Below are 23,029 nucleotides of genomic sequence, written 5' to 3' on the forward strand. Positions count from 1 at the left end.
AATTTCTCTTCGGTCTACGGTTTATGCTGCTTCAAAAATACAATCAATTTTCTTTCAAAATACCCATTAACCTTGCATTAACCGTTCATTAACAAAACTTTCGGGGCTATCGCCTCAATTTTGGAGAAAATTACTGAAATGAAAACATCAACGGTACAAGCTTTCGGCTTTATCTTCCTGCTGTTCCCTATTATTTTATGGAGTCAAACCATTAAAGGGCACATTGAAAATGGAAACGGAGAACCCATCAGTGAGGTCCGTGTCGAAACGGGTAATGCTAAAAATACCATTTACTCTGACCAGGAGGGCAACTTTAGTCTTGAAGGAATTACGGCATTTCCCGTATCATTGATCGTTAAACAGCCGGATTACAGAGATTATGAAATCATGCTGGAAAATAATGAATCTTTGCACATTGTTTTGAAAAAAGATACCGCAAAAAGCATTGAAGGCGTAACGTTAACTGCTAAGAAACCTATTCTGAAAAGGAAAATCGACCGGATGGAATTTAATATCGACAAAACTCCGCTACAAAACCTGAATGCCTGGGAAATCCTGAAAAGTACCCCGAATATCCTGGTAAAAAATGATGAGCTGAGCGTCCGGGGAAATTCCCAGATTATGGTAACCATCAATGATAAAAAAACACTGATGAGCCAGGAACAGCTGAAACAGCTTCTCGAAAGCACCGACGGAAACAATGTATCTTCCGTCGAGGTAATTACCAATCCGCCGGCAAAATATGAAGCACAGGGAAGCGCCATCATCAATATTAAAATGAAGCAGAACGTTCTTTCCGGATACAAGGGAAGAATCTCCACACGCTATACCCAGGCGACCTACGCACGGGGATTGGTCGGAACTTCACAATCGTACAATACCGATAAATGGCAGCTGACGGGAAACTATAATTTTGTTACCGGAAATTATGTACGCTATAATTTTGACGTGGTTACTTTTGATAAGGATAAAACCCGCTGGGAAAGTGATATGGTAAGAAAAACAAATGTCCGCGAACAGCATGTATACAATTTCTCCGGCCAGTACACCGCAGACAGCCTTTCAACCGTTCAGTTCGGGTTTGACGGTAATAATATGCCGGACAGGAGCGGCCGCTTCCTGATCCCCACCCATATTTTCAATACGGAAACCAACCAATTGCAATCGTATTACCTAACTTCCAACAGAAGAAGTCTCTATAATAACGACTTTAATGCTTATTTAACCTACGACCGAAAATCGGGAAACCATAATCTAACCTGGGCGAATAATTTCAGCACCAGACATTTTAAGGAAAGCCAGGATGTGGAGACTCTTCTGGATTTCGCCGGCCAGCCGGAAAGCACCAACCGTTTTGCCAACAACAGCGTACAGGATATTTCACTGTATTCTACCCAGCTGGATTACCGTTACTCTAATGAAAAACTGACCATCGAAAGCGGATTGAAATACAGTTTCGTAAAAAATGGGAACGATCTCAGCTTCTTTGACGGAACAGGGGGAATCCTCACTCCGGATCTGTCGAGAAGCAATCTATTCAATTACCAGGAAAATATTTTCGCCGCCTATCTTTCTTCCGAATATAAATGGAAAAAATGGGAAATGAAAGCAGGGCTGCGCTCTGAAACAACTTTGATCAGAACAAGATCCGACAATCCCAGTGTAGAAAACCGCACCACAAGAACAGGGCTCTTCCCTACTTTTTATCTCATGTACAATATAAAAGAAGGACAGCAGCTCGGATTTTCTTACGGAAAAAGAATCGACCGACCGAACTACGATTTCCTGAATCCGTCCAGGTCTTATTATAATTTATATTCTTATTTCCAGGGAGACGCCAACCTCAGATCAACTATCATTCACAATCTGAGCCTTACCTACACTGTGAAAGACTGGAATTTCGAAGCTTATTTGAGCTATATCAAAGATCCGTCTATGGAAATATCCTTTCAGAATCCACAGACGTTTGAAACCATTTACCGCTATACCAATATTGATCACGGAAAAAATATGGGATTCAATTTCTCAAAAAGCTTTTCTATAAAGCCATTCTGGAAGCTTAATCTTTTCGGGATGGGCGAATATCAGGAAAACTATTTCTTCGGAACTGATACGATCCTGTATAAAAATGATGTTTTCTTTTACAACACCAATATTTCCACCCAAATCACACTGGATAAAGCTAAAACCTGGGATCTGAATGTTTCTTATGAGTATAATTCCAAGAGCATACAAGGATCTTTCAATACCAGTGCTTCCCAGAAGACAAGTATCATCATCAATAAAAAAATGTTTGATAAACGCCTGGAAGCCGGATTGGTAGTCAATGACATTTTCCGTACGGATAAAAATACGATCTCGACCCGATACGCCGACCAGAATCAATACTTTACCGATTACCGGGATACTCAGTATTTCATGATCAATCTCAAATACAATTTTGGAAACCAAAAAGTAAAAGAGGCCAAAACCGGTACGAAAACCGCCGAGCAGAACAGATTGTAACCACAAAAAAGGTGGCCTTTCGACCACCTTAAAGGAATATGGAATTAAAAATTATTTTTTAATTGCTTTGATGGTCTGCTTTGTTCCGTCATTCATATACAGAACAATCAGATACATTCCTGTATGCAATTCACCTAAATGAAGGGTGGAAGAAGGTTTATCAAAAGTTTTAACCGTTCTTCCGGAAACATCGGTTACGGCCATAGATTTTACATTCTTAATATCTGAAATGTACACTATATCAGTAAACGGATTCGGATAAGAAGTAATGGTATTTTTGTGGGCAGCTGTCTCGGAAGTTGCTAAAGCAGATGCCGGTTCCCAATATACATCATCCCAATACACGTTGGGCGAGTTTGTCTGCGCCGGCATTCTTACAGCAACCCTTGCATTGGCAGGAGCCGTTGACGGGAAAGTAATGAGACTTTCCGTTCCCGATGCATAAGTCGTATTGGAAATATTTAAAGTCTGCACAATAACAAACGAGCTTTCATCGGTCGGATTGGTCATGTATCCGATGTTGAGAATGGCCGGAAGTGATGATCTTACTTTAAATCGTAATCGGTATCCTGCATTGATGGTGCTTAACGGCGGCAATATGACAATACTGGTCTGCCCGGCAACATTATTGTACTGAAACATATTTCTTGATCCTGAAGCCGGAGATGCCGCATTGATTGCCTGATTGGCTGTATTTCCCAGAATAAGTCTTCCCCAGCAGGACGGTACGATATTCCCTGTACCATAAGAATCGAAATTCTCGTATAAAGTGGCAACCGCATCACACAACGTGGTAAAAGCAGCAGCAGGAGACCAGTCACTTTTATCGGATGCACTGCAGGCAGACCTTACCCAGAAATAATAAGTCGTTCCTGAAGAAAGATTTGAAATCGTAGCAGAGGTAGAAACGCTTGTTCCGGACGGAGCTGTACTTGAGGAAGGTACTGTGTTGCTTATCGAATAATAATATTCGTAACCATTGGATGGAACTGTAATCGGAGCGGTCCAGCCTACCGTTGCCACTGCTTGAGCAACATTAGAAACAACAAGAGAATTCGGCTCCAGGCATGCTGCTGCCTGCTCCCACACCACATCATCCCAGTATACCGTAGCAGCAGTAGCCTGCGCAGGCATTCTTACCGCGACTCTTGCATCAGAAGGCACTGTAGTAGGAAACGGTACATTGGTATTATTTCCGTACGTCGTATTGGTAATATTTAAACTCTGAACTACCACAAAACTATTTGGGTTAAAAGCATTGGTAAGATATCCAACATCTAAAACTGCCGCAGAACTTGCCTTTACTTTAAACTTCAGCTGAAATCCTGCATTAATTGTACTTAATGGGGGCAGCATCACGATATTTGTCTGGCCTGCCGTATTATTATACTGGGTAATATTCTTGTTTGTAGAGCCGCTGGTTACAACAGCGATGGTCTGCGCCGCATTAGCGCCTGTAACTATTCTATTCCAGCATGGAGGCACAATACTGCCTACCGTGTAGGAATCAAAGCTTTCCGTTAGTGTTGTTACCGGATTGCATAAGGTGGTAAAAGTTCCTACAGCAGACCACACACTCGTGTTTGAGGCATTGCATACCGAACGCACCCATACATAATAGGTGGTTCCCGCCGCTAAACTGGAGAAGGAAGCGTTAGGCGCTGTGGTGCTGCCCGAAGGAACTGTAGAAGATGTTGGCGCTGTGCTTGAGGTAGAATAATAATATTCGTATCCTGTGCCTGGCGCAGGAACAGGCACTGCCCAATTAATGGCAGCAGTTGAAGTTGTTGCAGCCGTCTGGAAAATATCCGATGGCGCAAAACAGCTAGGCGGCGTCCAGGTATATGTTAATCCATTCGCAGGAAGACCGGGTGTCGCATTAGCTGAATTAAAGCTGAACCATTGGGTGGAACTGTTTGCTGTTCCTGCGGTAGAACTGTTAAAAGAAACGGTAGTAGGATTCAGCCTGTTATTAAAATCATTAGCATTAGCACCCCTTAGACCGATCTGCCTTGATGCGGAATTCGTTAACGTGCCGGCAGCGATACTACAGTCATTATAAACGATGGTTATTTTATTGGTGGTCTCCTCCAGCCTGATCTGAAAGCTTATCTTGGCAACCGCCGTTGTACTGGAATTTGAAAATGGCCTCCACTCTTTAAACTGTACCACAAATGTCCTGTTCGGCGCCGTTCCTAAAGTTTCATATCTCAGCTCGCTGGCAATAGAACCGGATACGTAAGCAGCACTCAGATCCCCGCCGAATGCAGAGATCGCCCCGGCATAATAGGTATTCGTACCACTAATAGGTGTGGTATTATATGTAAAAGGAACGGAACTCCCGAAAGTGATATACCCGTTGCTGTTAATATTCAGATCAGTATAAACTGCTCCGTTAAAATTAAAGTTAAAAGGAATAGTTCCTGATGGAAGGGTCCAGTTTTGTGAATCGAAGTCCATAGGACTGGTGGCAGTATCTAAAACCGTACCTCCGGTAATTGGAACATAAGTTCCTGAACTCTGGGCGAAAGAATAGGAAGCTACCTGTGCATTCGCCATAAATGCTGTCAGAACTGACAAAAAAGAGAGTAGTAATTTTTTCATAAATGGATTATTTATTTCGGTGTTAAATTTAATAAAAATAAGCAATCACCTAGCATAAAGCATTATTTTTAATAAAAAAAGTATTAAAATAGATTATTATTAATAATTAACATTAAAACAATTAAATAATTCAATTAAACAGTGAAAATAATATAATTTTATTTAAAACAAAATAAGCCAAAAATCAGTAACAAATCAAAAAAAATTCTAAAAATACAGTTATCTGTAGTGAAAAAATTTAAAAAACAACAATTATAAAGTCTTTTTTTGTATTCCGGAAAATATTATTTGTGATTATTCATTAATAAAAATTTCCAGAAAACCGATCAGCCGGTTTCCACCATGGCTCCATCGGATGCCGTGCCCTTCTCTTTCCCTAACTTCATACACAAGTCCATGCTTATAATGAAAAAAAACATTCCACCAGGTTTTGTTGTCCAGGATATAACGGATTTTATTCAGAACCTTCTGTTGCTTCTGCTGATTATTTCCTTTTATTTCTCCCCAAAAACGGTCGTCCATTCTTCCTACGTGTTTTTCCCAGGCTCTCTGGGCAATGGTAATTTCAATGTTAAAAGGTCTTTCGCAGGCTTCGATCAGGATATTTTGTAACGGCGGAACGGCATTTTCATCCCGCAGGCTCGCGGAGGTCAGCCGCTGGCCCAACAGATCCAGCCAAAGCTCAAAAGGAATTTTCTCCAGCTGACTGGCCTTTTCACTGACTGGCTTTTCAGAGTCAAGAATGCTGATGAACATACTGAAACTTTTATTCCTGTCCGTATGTATTTCTTCATTAAAAAAAGGCAGGTCCCAATCTAAAGTTCCGTTTTTAAATTTCCGGATATTTTCCTCTAATGCTTTAAGATGCTCTCCCGCTAAAATGGCCTTGTACTTCTCTTTCCATTCATTAGAAAATAAAGAAATGATTTCTTCAAAATTCATAATCAGAACATTTTGATGAGACTGGCAGAAAGATTTTCTTCAGCAATCAGAAAACCGACTAGATTAAACCAGCTTTTACAATGATCCAGAATCCATGCGTCTGAGGAAACGGCAATTTCAGCATTTTCAACCAGAAATTTATCCGGATTGAATTCCAGGGCGCCACTCCAGTTCAGATTATTCTCCAGGGCGAAATCCATAATCATCTGCTTCATTCTTCCGCTGTTGGAAACCGGCTGATCAAAGATCCAGACCATTTCCGCCGCTGCCGATCTTCTGAAGAACGAAGCTACATAATCAATTGACCGCTGGGTCTGCTGCACCCTTTTGTAGGTTCCATGTACTCCCGAAAGATCCCGGAAACAGCCATCTGTTCCCTGAAAGACGTATGCCCCTGAAAATAAGCTTTCCAGCAAAATCAGTACATTGAAACCGTCAAGGTAGATGGTCTTATCCTGTAAATCCTGGAACTGAAGCTCTTTTGATTTCCTGCTTTGGATCTGAAGTTCTGAAGCTGCCGCACTGCGTACAGCCTGGATCTGACGGGTTTTCAGTCGGTACCTATTTCCGACCAATTCTGAAGCTGCCCTTTCGGCATACTTTCGGCCCAGCAAATACTCCATGTCCTGAACAGCAAACCTTAGTTTTTCAAGCTGCTTTTCCGAACCGAATAAGACATCATCTCCTGTATTTTTCCCGCGATTCCTATTGTTCATATCCAAAGGTAAAAGTTATTTTTCAGGGTGCAGAAATAATTTCAGGAATTTTTTTACTTAAAATTAAGATTGGCTATCAGTAAGCATCCATTTGAACTGTACTTTAAATTCGAAATTTAACTTTCTAAAACTATTACTCAAAATCTGCCGGCACTGGCTCAACACATTTCTAAATCATTGATGTTTAACATAAATAAAAAAGCCAATGCTGTTATGCTTTGGCTTTTTATTATGTCTAAAATTCGTTCAATGATCAAAAGAACTACTTAATCACCTTGTATTTCGGAACCAATGCTTTCATAATGGCCCAGGCGATGAGGTAAGCCACAGCACCAATCGAGAAAATGATCATGTAGCCTTTATCGATTCCGTCTACAACGACAGCTCCTGACTTTTTCAGATCTTCAAAAAATCCTTCCGGCAATCTTTCATTAATATATTGCGGGTATTTTTCCAGAAGTGGCACTCCGTTTACGGTTGACCAGGCCTTGTGGGCATGATCAAATAATACACCGGAAGATTTATTAATAATGAAAGAACCGATGCCCCCTGCCATACCGCCGATGCCGGTGATGGTCGCAATGGCTTTTTTCGGGAACATATCGCCCACGGTAGAGAAAATATTTGCCGACCAGGCCTGGTGCGCTGCTCCGGCAATTCCGATAATCAGTACCGGGATCCAGTAGGTAATCGAGCCCAGAGGCTGCGCCAGCAAAGCCAGCAGCGGGAAAAAGGCAAAGATCAGCATCGCTTTCATTCTACCCGAATAAGCATTCATCCCCTTTTTCTCAACAAAATATTTCGGAAGCCAGCCGCCGATGATGGATAACAGAGTGATCATATACAGGACAAACAAAGGAAATGCACTTTGGGTAGAATCCATCTGGTACACCGAGCTTAGATAGGCAGGTGTCCAGAACAGAAAAAACCACCATACCCCGTCGGTCATAAATTTCCCAACGGCAAATGCCCAGGTCTGCCGGTAGCTGAAACATTCTCTGAATGAAAATTTCCTTTCCGGAACCGGAGTTTCTTCAACAGTAATTTCTTCATGGTCCTGATTGATATACTTTAGTTCATGCTCATTGACTTTATGATGCTCATGCGGCTTTTTATAATAGAATACCCAAAGCCCCATCCAGAGGAAGCCTAATGCTCCAATGATGATAAAGGCCCACTCCCAACCCAGCGCCTTGGCAATGAACGGAATGGTAACCGGAGCTGCCAAAGCACCCACCGTGGCTCCTGCATTCCAGATGCTGGTGGAAAAAGCGCGGTCTTTTTTAGGAAAATATTCTGCCGTGGTCTTAATGGCTGCCGGAAAGTTCCCGGCTTCCCCGATGGCCAGAACAAAACGGGCAAATACGAATAAGGTGACGCTGGTACTGATAATGGCTGAGGTATCGGAGACTTTTGCAATGAGTTCCTTCGAACCCTGGAAACCGGCCAGCCAGTTTCCGGTGAGGATTCCGGAAGTACCGATCCCGCAGAAGGCGTGCAAGACAGCCCCTACCGACCATATCGCGATAGCCCATAAGAATCCTTTCTTAGTATCCATCCAGTCTACAAATTTCCCGGCGAACAGCATTCCGACCGCATAAAAAATAGAAAAGAGGGCCGTGATGTTTCCGTAATCGCTGTTGTTCCAGTGAAATTCCGGAGCAATGAAGTCTTTCCAGGTCAGAGATAATACCTGACGGTCCAGATAGTTGATCGTCGTAGCGATAAACAGCAAGACACAAATCGTCCATCGGAACTTGCTCGGTTTAAGAGAGATGACTGAACTCATATTTAATTTTAGAATTAGCTATTTTTTGTTTTTTGAATAATGCTTTTAAAGCAAAGCCGTAATTTTTTCCAGTCTTGTCTTATTATTTTAAAGCCTGAATGATTTCCAGTACTTTCCGGGTTTCATTTTCGATGGTTTCGTAATCTCTGGCCTGCATTAATTCTTTGCTGACGAGCTTGCTGCCCATACCTACGGCTGAAACGCCGGCTTTGAACCAGCTTTCAATGCTTTCTTTTGTCGTATCCACGCCACCGGTCGGCATAAATTTCAGGTTCGGAAATACTTCTTTGACCGCCCCCATAAATCCGGCACCCAAAACATTTCCCGGAAATAGTTTGATGAAAGTCACGCCCGCATTTTCAGCTTCGATGATTTCCGTAGGCGTCATACACCCCGGGCTGTACAGCCTGTCTTTAGGGATTAAAAATTCAGCGACTTCCGCTACAAATCCGGGACTGATAAAAAAATCGGCTCCTGACGCGAAGTATTCTTCAGCCTGCTTTCTGTTTTTTATGGTTCCGATGCCCAGCAGCATCTCCGGCATCTCTGTATTACGGATTTCCACCATTTTTCTGAAGTTGATTGCCGCCGCTTCTCCCCTGCTGGTATATTCCACCGCGTAGATCCCGGCTTTGTATAGCGCTCTCAATATATCTACTGTTACCGATTCATCCGCATTGTAATACAGCGGCAAAACCCCTTGATTTACAATTGCCTGGGTAACTGTCTGAATTTTTGTCATTTTTAATTTTTATTTTATAATCCTGGTTTTTAACGCAAAGTCCGCAAAGATTTTATGACTACTAACTGCTTTTAAGCTCGCAAAGTTTTCTTTTACTACTAAACGTTTTAAGGTCGCAAGCTCTTCGACAGGCTCAGCATAAACTTGTGCTCGTACAGCCTAATAAGCTTTCTATTATCAACCCTCTATTTAGAGTTAGTTTAGCTAATTGTTAAAGCTAATTACTGAAATTACCAAAAGCTAAAAGCCAGCAGCTAGCTGCTACCTCTTTATTCTTCCGCCGGAATTGCCAGCCATTACTTCCAGAATATCCTCGGCGCTGCTGTAGTTGATATCGCCTAAAATCGTGTGCTTGATCGCGCAGGCGGCATTCGCAAAATGCAGTGCTTTTTCATCATCAAAATGCTGTAAGCCGTAGATTAGGCCCGCTGCAAACGCATCGCCGGTTCCGATCCGGTCGACCACAGGGTTTACTTCCAGGAGCTCGGTTTCAAAATAGTTTTCCTCTACCAACGCCCTGCCTTGGGTCTGCTGGGCGCTTGCCGTAACCCCGATTCTTATTTTGTCAAAGATTTTATGAATGGAAGGAACCTGTTGCTTTAATTCCCGGCAGGCATGAAGAAAGCCTTCTTTGTCCGACGAAAACTGACTGCCAAGAATTTCGTTAATTTCAGCTACTCCGCCAATGAAGATGGTGGAGTATCCGACTAGCTCTTTTAATACTTCATTTCCTGTCTTACCGTATTTCCAGAGGTTGGAGCGGTATGCCGGGTCTGTGGTAATTTCAATTCCCATATCACGGGCTGTCTGAAGACCTTCTTTCAGGCTTTCGTAAGCGGATTCCGAGATTCCCGGGCTGATGCCTGTCCAATGGAAATAACCGCAGCCTTCCAGCGCTTTTTTCCAGTCGGTTTTTCCGGCTTCAATGTTCGCAAAAGAGCCATTCAGCCGGTTGTAAGCAATCCGGCTGGCACGGACCGCGGAACCGACTTCCAGAAAATACAGTCCCAGAGGATGTTCGTTTTTGGTGATAAAAGAGGTATCGATTCCGAAGCTTTTCACAAAAGCCAGTGCCGATTCCCCTACGAAATCATCGGAAACACAGCTCACATGCTTCACCTCACCGCCCATGGATGCCAGTGATGCCGCGACGTTGAGTTCGGTTCCTCCAAAGAAGAATTCCATCCCGTGGCTCTGCTTCATCGTCCGGTTTCCGGATGGGGAAAGCCGCATGATGATTTCTCCGAATGTAAGTATTTTGTTCATAATTTTTATAATGCTGTTTTTTAACGCAAAGACCGCAAAGATTTCTTTTACTACTAACTGTTTTTAAGTTCAAGGGTACTTCGACGGGCTCAGCATAAACTTTTTCACTTAGCAAGTCTGCGAAGACTTTTTACTCAAAAACATTTTATTAAATCATTAAGATTTTATTAAGAAGTTTAGAAAGACTTAAGCTGCTGCGCTTTAAGAAACACCCTAAATAAAATCTTTGATTTTCCTTAATCAAATCTTAACTTCTTCATTCTTCTTAATGGTTCAAAATTTTCGCGGATTAAACAAATCATTCATACTAAAAAAATCTGCGTCATCTGCAAAATCTGCGAGAGACATTATCTTAGTTTAAAAATCAAAATAATTTTTAGCGTTATGGTAACAGATATCGGAAATAATTTTCCCGATGTGCTCCATATCATCAGGCAGCTCTCCTTTTTGGATTTCCTCTCCGAAGAGGTTGCACAGTACCCTTCTGAAATATTCGTGTCTCGGAAAGGAAAGAAAGCTTCTGGAGTCGGTCAGCATTCCCACAAAACAGCTGATCAGTCCCATATTGGAAAGAGCATTCATCTGCTTGATCATCCCGTCTTTCTGGTCCAAAAACCACCACCCGGAACCAAACTGTACCTTCCCTTTGATGCTCCCGTCGTTAAAGTTCCCGATCATGGTAGCAAAAATTTCGTTGTCGGCAGGATTAAGGTTATAAAGAATGGTTTTGGTTAATTTATCTTTTCCGTCTAACGCGTTTAATAATTTCGATAATGTTTCCGCCTGCACAAAATCCCCGATGGAATCCCAGCCGGTATCTGGACCTAAAATCCGGTGCATCCGGGCATTGTTGTTTCTTAAAGCGCCCAAGTGGAACTGCTGCACCCATCCGAACTGGTGATACGTTTCGCCTAAGAATAGTAAGATGGCTGTTTTAAACTGGTTTACCTGCTTTTCGGCAATTACCTTTCCGGCCAGTTTGTCGGCAAAGATGGCATCAACCTCAGCTTCCGTAGTTTCCTCAAAGGAAATGTTGTTTAGTCCGTGGTCACAAAGCCTGCAACCGTTTTCATGGAAATATTCAATTCTTTTGAGCAATGCATCGCAAAGCGTCTGGTAAGAAGTGATCTCAACACCGGCCGATTCGCCTAATTTTGAAATATAGTCTGCAAAGTTGTGGTTCTCGATCAAAATGGCTTTGTCCGGGCGGAATGCAGTGGTAACTTTAACCTTCCAGCCGCTTTTTGCCAGGTCCTGATGGTAATTTAAAGTATCCAGAGGATCCTCCGTTGTACAGAGGGATTCCACATTCATTAATTCTAAAAGACCTCTTGTCGATTTTTCAGGAGTCTGAAGCTGGGAGGAGATGTTATCGTAGATTTCCGAAGCATTGTTTTCACTGAGCAGTTCATCGATGCCGAAATATCTTTTCAACTCCAGGTGTGTCCAGTGATACAGCGGGTTTCTTAAAGTATACGGAACCGTCTTGGCCCAGGCTTCGAACTTTTCCTTATCGGAAGAGTCCCCGGTGATGAATTTTTCATTAATGCCCAGCGTTCTCATTGCCCTCCATTTGTAATGGTCGCCCGCAATCCATACTTTGGAGATATTTTCGAAAACGGTATTTTCTGCCATATCCTTAGGAGTCAGGTGGTTGTGGTAATCAATGATCGGCTGCTTTTCCGCGTAGTTGAAGTAGAGTTCTTCAGCGTAAGTATTTTGCAGTAAAAAACTGTCGGTGATAAATGATTTCATTCGTATATTTAAAAGGTCTTACCTTCATTTTATTGATACATCATTGATCAGAAATTATTCCCGAATCTTCCATGGGACATTTGTTTTCCGGATGTCGGATGCAGAAAAATTCTGATTTTGTCACAGGTAACTCTTCTTTTCACAAATTTCTAATTTTTATTAAATTATATAATCAATTATGCAAAACAGTGTAAGAAAACAGCTTTGAAAAAATACCCGTGCCTTTAAATATATAATTATTATCTAACTCGTTAATAAAAAATTAACCTAACCCTATAACAATTTGAAAACAAATTAATTAACCGGTAAAATATTTTAGAAAACAATATAAAACCGGTAAAAAAACTATTTTTATTTTACCTAAAACAAGTATCTGAATTTCTTTTTCTCACTGAATCATCCCAAAACAAAACATTTGGCATTTTACTATCAATTAAATGAAAATACGATCAAATAAATATACTTTTTATAATTTTATAACTTAAAAATCGCCAATTATTCAACAGAATTATTCTTAGTAATTATCATAAAATTTATGAAAAGTAAAAAAATCATTTATCACGAAAGCAAATGATTATATCCTTAGAATTGAGTGGTAATTTATGATAACCTGAGGATTAAAATATAATTTTCCCAAAAAGAAAACCGTTTATTTTAACGATGACAGAATGATTTTTTATTTGAATACATAAAAATTTGCAATATTTAACTAAAATCGGTTTTTAATTAAAGATTTTTCAATGCATCAACTATTTCTTCACCATGTTTTTCTCCCCGGCAAAATTTGAATATTTTCATATAAAATCTTCAGAGCAACTGTGCTTTTAATTAGTACTATCATGGAAATAGAAGGAGACAAGATTGTTTCTCCAGAGCGTTTAATTTTAGAGATGGAAAAATAAAAGCGCCTGCTGTTACACAGACGCTCCTGACTCCATCTTCTTCATGATACTTTCGACCACTACTTAAACATTCACATCGCTTTTTTATTGTGTTTCTACCTTCTTTTTTTAAAATCCCGCAGGCATTGTCAGATCATCCTTTTGACTTGCATCAAATAATTTTATGGCTAAAAAACTGACCTGCTCGCCTGCGGAATAAGAACCTGATATATCCTCAAAAACCACAATCACCGGAACTCTTCAGGTTCTTAATTAAAACTCAAATTCTCCGATCAGAATTCCGTCATCATGGTTTTCATTTTCTTTCTGATTCTGGAACACCACTATTTAAATTTTCTATGGACTATCTACTTACTTTGGCAATTGCCTCTACTATTATAGATGCAGAAATTGCTAAAAGCGTTGGAAAAAGATTGAAAAAAATTTAAATAAAATCCTATCATTTTATTTTTCAGTAGTTTATTTTTTTTGAAATTATCAGGTCAGTTTAGAAAGATTATCAATTGTTTTATAAAAATTAACAATTTGAGCAAGCTTCAATTTATGATAAAAGCAAAATAATCCTGACAAGTGTAAACAGCCGTTGGGCAACTTATTAAAAAATAATCCAAATTCCTTTGCTGCCTTATGAATTCCATCATAAAAACTGCAGTAAAAAAGCTTTTATCTTTGAAAAGTATTCATTCACTCCTTGCAACTTATTTTTTCAAAGACCGTTTTCCAACCCGGGGAACGGCCTTTTCGTTTAATGGCTTCCTGTAAATAGAAAAAATTTAATTCTAAATAAAAAAATTCCACTGAAGACCCTATCTCTACATCGTCGCTTAAATTCTTTTTATTAAATGTTAATTATCAAAAGATTAATGATAAAATCAGCCCCTCCTAACCAATCTATACATATCCATATTGATTGTAATATCCAATAAATAAGAGGCCGAATAATCCTTTACATACAATTACGGTCCCAATCTTGTAAATGTTAGCCATAGCATCAAACTTTATTGAGTATTGATCTTTATATTTTATACCTTTGTTTATACCAATACAAGTGCAAATTATTATTCAATACATTTACCCATGTCTGATATAAATCCATCGGAAGAACAGAAAAGACTGGCTGCTCTTCGTTCTTATCATATTCTGGATACGGCTTCAGAGCAGGATTTTGATGACCTTACCGAGCTGGCAGCGGCTATCTGCAATACTCCTATTGCATTGATCAGCCTTGTAGACGAAGACCGCCAATGGTTCAAGTCTCATCATGGTATAGAAACCCGGCAGACTGAGCGGTGTTATTCCTTTTGTTCCCACGCTATTGAGAATCCGGAAATTTTAATGCAGGTTGAGGATGCCAGCCTGGATCCCAGATTTCACAATAATCCGCTGGTTACCGGAAATCCCGATATCCGGTTTTATGCCGGTATGCCACTTCTGGATGATGAAGGCCATGCGCTTGGTTCGTTATGTGTCATTGATCAGAAGCCCGGACATTTAAATGAGGTCCAGCAAAAAGCGCTTCGCACACTTGCCCGACAGGTTATCGACAAATTATTGCTGAGAAGAAGCAATAGGGAAATGCTTATAGCGAATGAAAAGCTTGAACAGTCGAACCGATATTTGACGGATGCAGAAGAAGAGTTAAAAAAAATCAATACGGAACTTACAGACAGTAAGGAAAGATTACAGACGATACTTGATATTGTAGGAGAAGGCATCGGCATCACCGATGAAAAAGGCAACTTTATTTATTTCAATAAGTGCGGCCGGGAAATCTTCAAATTTGATGAAGAAACCCTCCCTGCTTTGCATTATGGATCCCCGGAATGGAACAACCGCCGGCTTGACGGTTCGCCGCTGCCTGTTGAAGAGCATCCGGTAACCATGGCACTTCGTACAGGATCCCAAGTTAAAAACTACGAATTCCTGGTTACCAACCGGCAGGGCGGTTCTATGTATCTGCGTGTAAATGCGACTCCCCTTACAGAAAATGAGGAAAACATTACCGGGGCCATCGTAAGTTTTGCCGATATTACAGAAAGCTATCTTTTGCAGCAGCAATTGAAAGACCGGGAAGAAAGACTGCAGGTGGCTATTTCTTCTGCCAATCTGGGAACCTGGCATATGGATTCGCAGACGAGAGAATTTTTCCCTTCTCCGAGGCTAAAAGAACTGTTCGGTTTTCATCCTGATGATGATATGCCTTATTCAGCTGCTTTAACCCAGATCGCCGATTCGCACCGCCACGAAGTTATTAAAGCAGTGAAAGAATCCGTAATCAACGGGGAACCATATGAACTGGAATATCCGGTCATCGGCTACCGCGATAATAAACTCCGCTGGATCTGCGCGACCGGCCATCTGTATACAAAACCCGGAAATCCCCATGTTTCGCATTTTTCAGGAACCATGGCCGATATTACGGAACGTAAGCTGGATGAACAGCGTCGGAGTGATTTTATCGGGATGGTAAGCCACGAATTACGGAATCCGCTTACTGCGATCGGAGGTTACACTTACCTTCTCTCAAAAAGAGCACAGAAAAACAATGATGAAATGGTCTCCAATGCTACCGGTAAATTAAACAGACAGGTGAAGCGTATGGAAGCACTGATCAATGGCTTCCTGGATGTAGCCCGGCTTGGCGAAGGGAAAATACAGCTTAACAAATCATCGTTTGACATGGCTGATCTTGTCCGTATCGCCGAAGAAGAGTCGCTTGCGACCATTACTTCCCATACCGTTGCTTTTGCTCCGGTAGAATTTACTCCAGTGAAAGCCGATAAAGATAAGATCGAGCAGGTGCTTATCAATTTCATCAATAATGCTGTTAAATATTCGCCTGAAGGCAGTACCATTAATGTATCCTGTGTAACGACAGAAGGAATGGCGCACGTTTGCGTAACCGATAAAGGAATGGGAATACCCGTAAAAGACCAGCCGTTTATTTTCGACCGTTTTTACCGGGTTGAAAGTGAAAATATGAAAAATAAGAAAGGATTTGGAATCGGACTTTACATCTGCAAGGAAATTATTGAAAGACATCACGGACAGATCGGAGTCGAAAGCATCGAAGACCAGGGAAGCACATTTTGGTTTACCATACCTATTGTTACCGAATAGTTTATGAAACTATAATATAAGATTTAAAATTAAAATTTCATAAAATAGAAATAAACATTTTTCAACATGTATGGCTTTTGCTATTATATTTTCAGCTTTTTATGCCTTTCTCCCCACTGTTCCATCTGAAGAATGATGGGTTTAAGCTCGTACCCTATTTCCGTTAATTCATATTCAACCCGAGGGGGAACTTCTGCATATACAGTCCTGGTAAGAATATGATTCTCCTCAAGCTTACGCAATTGCATGGTAAGCATGCGTTCGGTAATGTTTGGAATTGATTTCTTTAGTTCGCCAAAGCGCATTTTACCATTCGTTAACCAGGAACAAATGACCAGCGACCATTGTCCACCGATAATATTTGCGGCATAGACTTCAGAACACTCATCCGCCAAAACTTTTTTATTTTCAAAATTAGTCGAGGTTTCCTTTATTTTTCCCATTACTTCACTTTTTTATAGTACCTTACAATAAGATGCTAATATACGAAAGTGACGGTAAATGCTCTATTTTTGTCTCATCACTAAAAAACAGACAAAATGAACAATGCAACGATCTTACACCAGGCCAACGAATTTGTAAAGAAAGGAGATTACGACAGCTTTTTATCTTATTGTATCCATGACACCCGATGGGTTTTCGTTGGTGACCGTACGCTCGAAGGAAAAGAACAGGTACGGGCTTATATGAATGAAGCCTATTTGGAGCCGCCAGTATTCACTGTTGAAACAACCATTGAAGAAGGTGACTTTGTAACCGTGACTGGTGAAATCAGCCTGAAAACCGAAAATGAAAGTTATAACCATTACACTTATTGTGATATATGGCGATTCGAAAACGGAAAAATAGCAGAACTGAAAGCGTTTGTAATAGAAAAGAAACCCTGAATAGTTACTAAAATATATATTCTCTTTTCAAATTTTGAAAAGGGAATATATATTTATTATTTTGAGACATAGCAGGAAAAGGTGAAATACTTTGATTTTAATTACTTTTGAGCGTGTTTTTTAAGCCATTCCAGATATTTTTCCTTTAAAAATAGATTTCCGTCTTTTCTGTATTCCGGAGTAGATGCTGTAAAATGATCTCCGGGATAGTAAGCAAATTTAAAATCCGAATTCAGTTTTTTCATTTCCGTTTCTAAGGCGCGAACAGATTTATTTAAGAAAAAATTGTCATCATTACCCACTGCAACCCTTACTTTCCCATCTAGATCATTCTTAAGGGATTCCCAGTTTTCCTTTAAAAAGGCTGTAATATCATATTTTTTCCAGTTTGCAACTACAGACTTATCAATATTTCCTGTGATGGGATCACACAATCTTTCAGGCGAACCGTCTCTACCTTTCTTACTAAAAACAGAATTAAAAGAATTGAGTTGCTCGCCGCGATAAATTACATTTTCAAGTTGAAAAACATCTTTCATTTTCATCCAGGGAATATTTCCTGCAACAGAAGATAACAACCTCGGGCTACTATCATTTTGATAAAACATATTTACATCACTGTATAAATTTATCATTTGAAAATTTTCGAAATTTACAGGATCCGGCGAACTGGCGAAACAAGCCGTAAATATCTTTGAATAATGGGTCTGAAGCCATAAGGAAGACCAACCGCCACTGCTATGGCCGGTAAGCAGTCTTGCCCCGTTGCATCTATAGCTCTTCTCCAAAACAGGTATAAATTCTTTTGTTAAAGCTTCTCCCCAAGGTCCGTTATTATCGCTGTCAGCGTATACAGAATGTCCTAATTTACCATTGCCATCCAGAAAAACTTTTATAACAGGAACATTTTCAAGCGAGCTGGCCGGTAAATTGTGCCCAGAAAAGTAATGATAATCTGCTCCATAACCAAAAATTGTAAATAAAACCGGGAATTTGCTATTGGGCTCTGTAAAATATTCTACAGGTAAAACCACCGCGGCATTTACTGTCATTGGTATTCCTTGAAAATTGCTCAATAAAACAGACGGCACTTTCAATTCTTTCGCATACTGGGTGTCGGTAAAAGTTTTTTCCGGAACAATCTCTGTAGCGTTAATTTTGATGACCTCAGAATAATTTTTGGTCAGTATAATCTTTTTGCTTTTACTGAATAAATTCCCGGCACTTTCTGAAATTTGTCTCCCACCAAGATTTCTGTCCCAAACAATCTGTACATAATACGCTCCGCGCTCAATGTCTGACAGCATTTTAGGGTAAGAAACGGCATCATCGCCGATTAGAGAAGACTCCCCAGCCTTTAGATTTTTAACCGATTTCCGGAAACAGGGAAATAGATCCACTCCAATCATGCCATTTTTGGGTTCCTGATTATCTTTTGAGAGGTAAACAATTACATTTCCCGTAAAGTTATCAGCATATACTGATGGCGAATAACTTACTTCAAATGTCTGCGCAAAACTTTGTGCGCAGAAAATGGCAAAGAAAAAAATCAGTAATAATTTTTCCCTGGATCCTGCTTTGAAAAGTAATTTAATTGTTGGCATGAAACACCTATTTTAGTTATATGATTAAATATAAGACAATCATTAAGCAGGGATCATTACATCGTTTTGTGAGCTTATACTTCTTTATTAAAAATTAAGTTTCATTTCCAGTGTATACTTCTATAGTTTCCAGAACTTTTCTCGCAATTAATCTCTTTTTCTAAACTATTCCAGGCCGTTTGGATTTCAATTTTTATTGTATTTAAGTTCTTACAGCAAGGCATTTTCTGGTATCTGATATAGAGTTCTCTGAGACCATTTCCATTTTTATTAATGACCCTTTTCGGGAGGTTTTAATTAAATTCAAATAATAACAAGCTAAGAATACCTATATTATCTTTCAGGTAACTTATCCAGATAGGCACGCCAGAAAATAACCAGAATCGCCAAAACTCCGAATACCATTCCGCCCCATGGTGCAATGGATATTCCGTATTGACTGATAAAAAATCCTCCGATGGCCGTTCCTGTAGACACGCCTAAATTTCCGAAAGAGGTCTGAAGACTGTTGGCAAATTCTTTTGCATGAGGTGCTGCTGAAATCATGTAACCTACACCAATCAGAAAACACGGGCCGTACATGATTCCCCATACTGCTGTAACGGCAGCCACACTTAAAAAGGAATCCTCAGTAAAGTAGAATAAAAAAGGGACAATAAAAACTCCGGTGATGAAAAACAACGCCGTCCAAAACATATTTTTGCCCAATAACTTTCCTGATACATAATTTGATAAAACTCCCATAGCTCCGAAAAGCAGCAACAATACGCTGATCTCTTTTTCACTCATATGCTTTTCTTTGGTAAGATAGTCTGCAAAATAACTGTACGAACAGAACCATGCGGTAATTAAAAACAGATTTAAAAGGGTTCCCGAAATGAAGCGGGGCTGCGTCAGTATCAGAAGCTGGTTTTTAAAAGAAGCAGGCTGCTCATTCGGTAGAGAAGGTACATATCTGATGATAATTAAAATGGTTGCCAGTATTACAAATCCCTGGATAGCATACGTCGACTGCCATGAGTACATACTCGCTATAAAAGTACTTACAGGAATCAGGGTAACCTGGGCGAGGGCAATTCCCCCGATAATGATGGAAGTAAGCTGCATCTGATCTTTCTGAGAGGTTCCCCGGATTGCAGCGGCAATCGTCATGGAAAAAAAAGCGGGATGAAGAAGCGTCGGAAGCACCCTCAGCAGTATCAACAGCCAAAAAGGCGGACTGAAGATCGAGAAAAAATTCGAGATGAAAAATAATCCCATCGCACAGAGCATAATGGTCTTTTTATCAAATTTAGAAGCGAATAATACTGTAAAAGGGCCTGTTACTGCTATCAACAGGGCAAAAGTACTGAGCAGGTATCCGGCGGTACTAATGCTGATGTCATAATATTCGGCAATCTGCGGCAGAACGCCGATGATTCCGAATTCGGTGCTGATGATTCCAACGACCCCTAAGCATCCTATATAAGCTATTCTTTTATTTAAGTTTGTTTTCATAATAAACTGATCGGTTTAAAATAAGGTAAAAAAATATATTTGATTGTTTTTTAATTTTTGAAATCAGAAAATTGCCGGGTTTACGTACTTATTTTTCGGTGCTCACCAGTTGGATCATCAGCTGAATCATGTGATCAACCTGCGTCTCGTCCCGGTACAGGACATAGTTTTTTAAAAGGGTTGCAGATGAACTTGCAAAGAAGGCGGCCATCGCTTTTATATCCAGGTCTTCTTTAATACGCTTCTGAAGCATTCCCCGTTCGAGAACGGCAAGATATACCTGCTCTATTTTTTCCTCATTACTTAGCAGCATTTGGTTAATTTCTTCATCAGCTAAAGCCATTTCAAAGATCATTTTTAACGCGAGACAGACCTTTTGATCCTGCATACTTTGTTTTACAGCCATCGTCAACAGCTGCTTCAGATCTTCCAGAGCATTTAAAGTTTTGTCCTGCAAAAAATATTGGTACTCCGAAATCTTAGCCTTCTGATACCGGTCAAGACACTTCAGCAGCAGTTCTTTTTTATCGCCGTAGGTAGGATATATACTGCTTCTGTTGATTTTCAGGTGGCTTTCAAGATCGCTCAAGGAAGTAAAGTGATACCCCTGCTCCCAAAAAAGATGCATGGCAACCTCCAGTTTTTCTTCGTAATCAAATTCTTTTTTTCTTGGCATGATCCTGCAAAGATACAATATTAAACCGATCGGTTTAAATTAATTTAAGTTTTATTTTATGCATTATTTCCTTATTAATACTGGCTCTCATAAAAAGCGGTTGATTTTCTGAGACCTAATTCATCAATATTCATGTAATGTTTTCTCAGATAGATTATATCATCCAATAAGTTAAAATGGTTCCAAAAATAAATCTCTCTTAGTACTTAATAATTGCTAACTTCTATCAGATTTTGATCGGGATCTCTGAAATAGACTGATTTTATGTTGCCCATAGCACCGGTTCTGTCAACAATCCCTTCAAGGATTTCAATATTTTTTTCCTTGAGTTCCTGCATCACCTCCTCCAGGTCTGTATCGGCAATAAAGCATAGATCGGCCGATCCGGGAGTCGGATGCTGGGCTTTCGGCTCAATTTCTTTTCCTTTCTGATGCAGATTTATTTTTTGATGACCGAAGACGAGTCCTTTTCGGTTGTCTCCGAAAGTCACGGCGTTAAAGCCTAAGACTTCAGTATAAAATTTAATTGTCTCATCAATATCGGCTACGGTTAAAACAAGATGATCAATTTTCCGGATTACCATATTTGTATATTTGATGAAATGTACTGAAATTTTCTCATAGCTCTTAGAACAATTATTTAATAGTTCCCAACAAAAGTTTATAGTTACCGATCATTTTGAGATTGCCTAAAAAATGTTCCTTCTTAACTCATCATAAGAGATTAAAAATCAGCAATAATTTTCATATCTTTAATGCTCAGAAATACTTTTGGGTCATTCGATCTATAGTATAAAGATCAGTTTATCATATGAGCGACCTAAATAAAGCACAGGATTTCCAAACCGACATAAACCAAATCAGCCAGATTCCTGCAGTTACCAAAATACTTGAAGTTATCTGTAATGTTACCGGCATGGGCTTTGCGGCCGTTGCCCGTGTTACTAAAGATCGGTGGATCGCCTGTGCGGTGAACGACAAAATCAATTTCGGTTTGGGAGTAGGAGGAGAATTAAAGGTGGAGACTACTTTATGCCAGCAGGTAATGGAAAAGCAGAAAGAAGTGGCCATCGATCATGTTGCTGAAGATCCCATCTATTCAGATCATCATACACCGAAAATCTACGGTCTTCAAAGTTATATTGCCATTCCGCTTTTCCTGACAAACGGAGATTTTTTCGGAACCCTATGTGCCATCGATCCTAATCCTGCACTGGTTAATAATGAAAAGATGATCGATATGTTCAAGCTGTTTGCTGAGCTCATCGCCTTTCATTTGGAATCCCTCCAAAATCTGAGTGATACACAGGCTAAGCTGGAGGAAGAGCAGTCCAACGCAGAAATAAGAGAGCAGTTTATTGCCATTTTAGGGCATGATCTCCGTAATCCTGTGGGTGCTATTTCCAGCGCAGCGCAACTGATGTTCCGTAATTCTCTGGATGAGAGAAATTTAAAACTAGCTAAAATTATAAGTGATTCTACCCTGCGGGTACGAGGATTGATCGATAATATGCTTGATTTTGCCAGCGGACGCTTAGGCGGCGGAATCGTACTGAATTACCACAACGATCATATGGTTCTTAGAGATGTTCTTCATCAGATCATTACCGAGCTCGAAACGGTATACCCGGACAGAGAAATCATAGCAGACCTGAATCTGAACCACCCCGTCAATGGAGATTACAAACGCATCGCACAGCTCTTTTCCAACCTTTTGGGAAATGCCATTACGCATGGCTCCAAAGAATCGCCGATCATCGTAACGGCAAAAAGCGAATCCGATCTTTTTGAACTGTGTGTCATTAATAAAGGAAACAAAATTTCTTCCGAAGCAGAAAAACATCTGTTTCAACCTTTTTCCCGAGGGAAAGTTCACCACGGACAGGAGGGGCTTGGTTTAGGTTTATATATCGCCAGTGAAATTGCCAATGCCCATAAAGGGGAAATCCTGGTTAAATCTTCCGATGAGGAGACCTGTTTTACGTTTCGGTTTAATCAGTAAAATTAAATATCGTTTTTAAAAT

Annotated in this window: 16 protein-coding genes; 4 read left to right on the forward strand and 12 right to left on the reverse strand. The window is 40.1% G+C overall.

The annotated features are described in order from the left end of the window. The first annotated feature begins 138 nt into the window (after positions 1-138). Positions 139-2,505, forward strand: a complete 2,367-nt coding sequence (locus tag QE422_RS18470; RefSeq protein WP_307461595.1) for an outer membrane beta-barrel family protein — start codon at positions 139-141, stop codon at positions 2,503-2,505. Positions 2,506-2,556: 51 nt separating this feature from the next. On the opposite strand, the gene QE422_RS18475 is transcribed toward QE422_RS18470, so the two are convergent. The 7 genes from QE422_RS18475 to uxaC form a co-directional block, all read right to left on the reverse strand. Further along, the gene (locus QE422_RS18475) at positions 2,557-5,109 is read right to left on the reverse strand and encodes a fibronectin type III domain-containing protein (protein WP_307461598.1); all 2,553 of its coding nucleotides are present in this window, start codon (positions 5,107-5,109) and stop codon (positions 2,557-2,559) included. Positions 5,110-5,403: 294 nt separating this feature from the next. Next, positions 5,404-6,051 (reverse strand): hypothetical protein, encoded by a 648-nt coding sequence (locus QE422_RS18480; protein WP_307461600.1) that lies wholly within the window; start codon positions 6,049-6,051, stop codon positions 5,404-5,406. Positions 6,052-6,053: 2 nt separating this feature from the next. Next, positions 6,054-6,767, reverse strand: a complete 714-nt coding sequence (locus tag QE422_RS18485) for a DUF434 domain-containing protein (RefSeq protein WP_307461601.1) — start codon at positions 6,765-6,767, stop codon at positions 6,054-6,056. A gap of 262 nt (positions 6,768-7,029) precedes the next feature. Then, the gene (locus QE422_RS18490; protein ID WP_307461603.1) at positions 7,030-8,556 is read right to left on the reverse strand and encodes an MFS transporter; all 1,527 of its coding nucleotides are present in this window, start codon (positions 8,554-8,556) and stop codon (positions 7,030-7,032) included. 82 nt (positions 8,557-8,638) lie between these two features. Beyond that, positions 8,639-9,298, reverse strand: coding sequence for a bifunctional 4-hydroxy-2-oxoglutarate aldolase/2-dehydro-3-deoxy-phosphogluconate aldolase (locus QE422_RS18495; protein ID WP_307461605.1), 660 nt, complete (start codon positions 9,296-9,298; stop codon positions 8,639-8,641). 261 nt (positions 9,299-9,559) lie between these two features. Beyond that, on the reverse strand, positions 9,560-10,564 hold the full coding sequence (locus QE422_RS18500) for a sugar kinase (protein ID WP_307461607.1): 1,005 nt from the start codon (positions 10,562-10,564) through the stop codon (positions 9,560-9,562). Between the two features lie 357 nt (positions 10,565-10,921). After that, positions 10,922-12,319, reverse strand: coding sequence for a glucuronate isomerase (uxaC, locus tag QE422_RS18505; RefSeq protein ID WP_307461609.1), 1,398 nt, complete (start codon positions 12,317-12,319; stop codon positions 10,922-10,924). A gap of 1,979 nt (positions 12,320-14,298) precedes the next feature. Between uxaC and QE422_RS18510 the strand changes: the two genes are divergently transcribed. After that, on the forward strand, positions 14,299-16,341 hold the full coding sequence (locus QE422_RS18510) for an ATP-binding protein (RefSeq protein WP_307461611.1): 2,043 nt from the start codon (positions 14,299-14,301) through the stop codon (positions 16,339-16,341). Between the two features lie 83 nt (positions 16,342-16,424). Here QE422_RS18510 and QE422_RS18515 read toward each other — a convergent pair whose 3' ends face one another. Beyond that, positions 16,425-16,784, reverse strand: coding sequence for a helix-turn-helix domain-containing protein (locus tag QE422_RS18515; RefSeq protein ID WP_307461614.1), 360 nt, complete (start codon positions 16,782-16,784; stop codon positions 16,425-16,427). Between the two features lie 96 nt (positions 16,785-16,880). Between QE422_RS18515 and QE422_RS18520 the strand changes: the two genes are divergently transcribed. Further along, positions 16,881-17,228 (forward strand): nuclear transport factor 2 family protein, encoded by a 348-nt coding sequence (locus QE422_RS18520; protein ID WP_307461616.1) that lies wholly within the window; start codon positions 16,881-16,883, stop codon positions 17,226-17,228. Between the two features lie 101 nt (positions 17,229-17,329). On the opposite strand, the gene QE422_RS18525 is transcribed toward QE422_RS18520, so the two are convergent. The 4 genes from QE422_RS18525 to QE422_RS18540 form a co-directional block, all read right to left on the reverse strand. Continuing rightward, the gene (locus tag QE422_RS18525) at positions 17,330-18,319 is read right to left on the reverse strand and encodes an alpha/beta hydrolase-fold protein (RefSeq protein WP_307461617.1); all 990 of its coding nucleotides are present in this window, start codon (positions 18,317-18,319) and stop codon (positions 17,330-17,332) included. 846 nt (positions 18,320-19,165) lie between these two features. Beyond that, a complete protein-coding gene (locus QE422_RS18530; RefSeq protein WP_307461619.1) occupies positions 19,166-20,329 on the reverse strand; it encodes an MFS transporter in 1,164 nt (387 codons plus the stop codon). Between the two features lie 88 nt (positions 20,330-20,417). Beyond that, complete coding sequence (locus QE422_RS18535; RefSeq protein ID WP_307461620.1) at positions 20,418-21,005, reverse strand: TetR/AcrR family transcriptional regulator; 588 nt, start codon at positions 21,003-21,005, stop codon at positions 20,418-20,420. Between the two features lie 206 nt (positions 21,006-21,211). Next, entirely contained in the window at positions 21,212-21,589 is a 378-nt protein-coding gene (locus tag QE422_RS18540) for a VOC family protein (protein ID WP_307461622.1), read from the reverse strand. A 227-nt stretch (positions 21,590-21,816) separates the two neighbouring features. Between QE422_RS18540 and QE422_RS18545 the strand changes: the two genes are divergently transcribed. After that, complete coding sequence (locus QE422_RS18545) at positions 21,817-23,007, forward strand: GAF domain-containing sensor histidine kinase (RefSeq protein WP_307461623.1); 1,191 nt, start codon at positions 21,817-21,819, stop codon at positions 23,005-23,007. Positions 23,008-23,029: the final 22 nt, after the last annotated feature.

Source organism: Chryseobacterium sp. SORGH_AS_0447 (genome assembly GCF_030818695.1).
Taxonomy (GTDB): Bacteria; Bacteroidota; Bacteroidia; order Flavobacteriales; family Weeksellaceae; genus Chryseobacterium.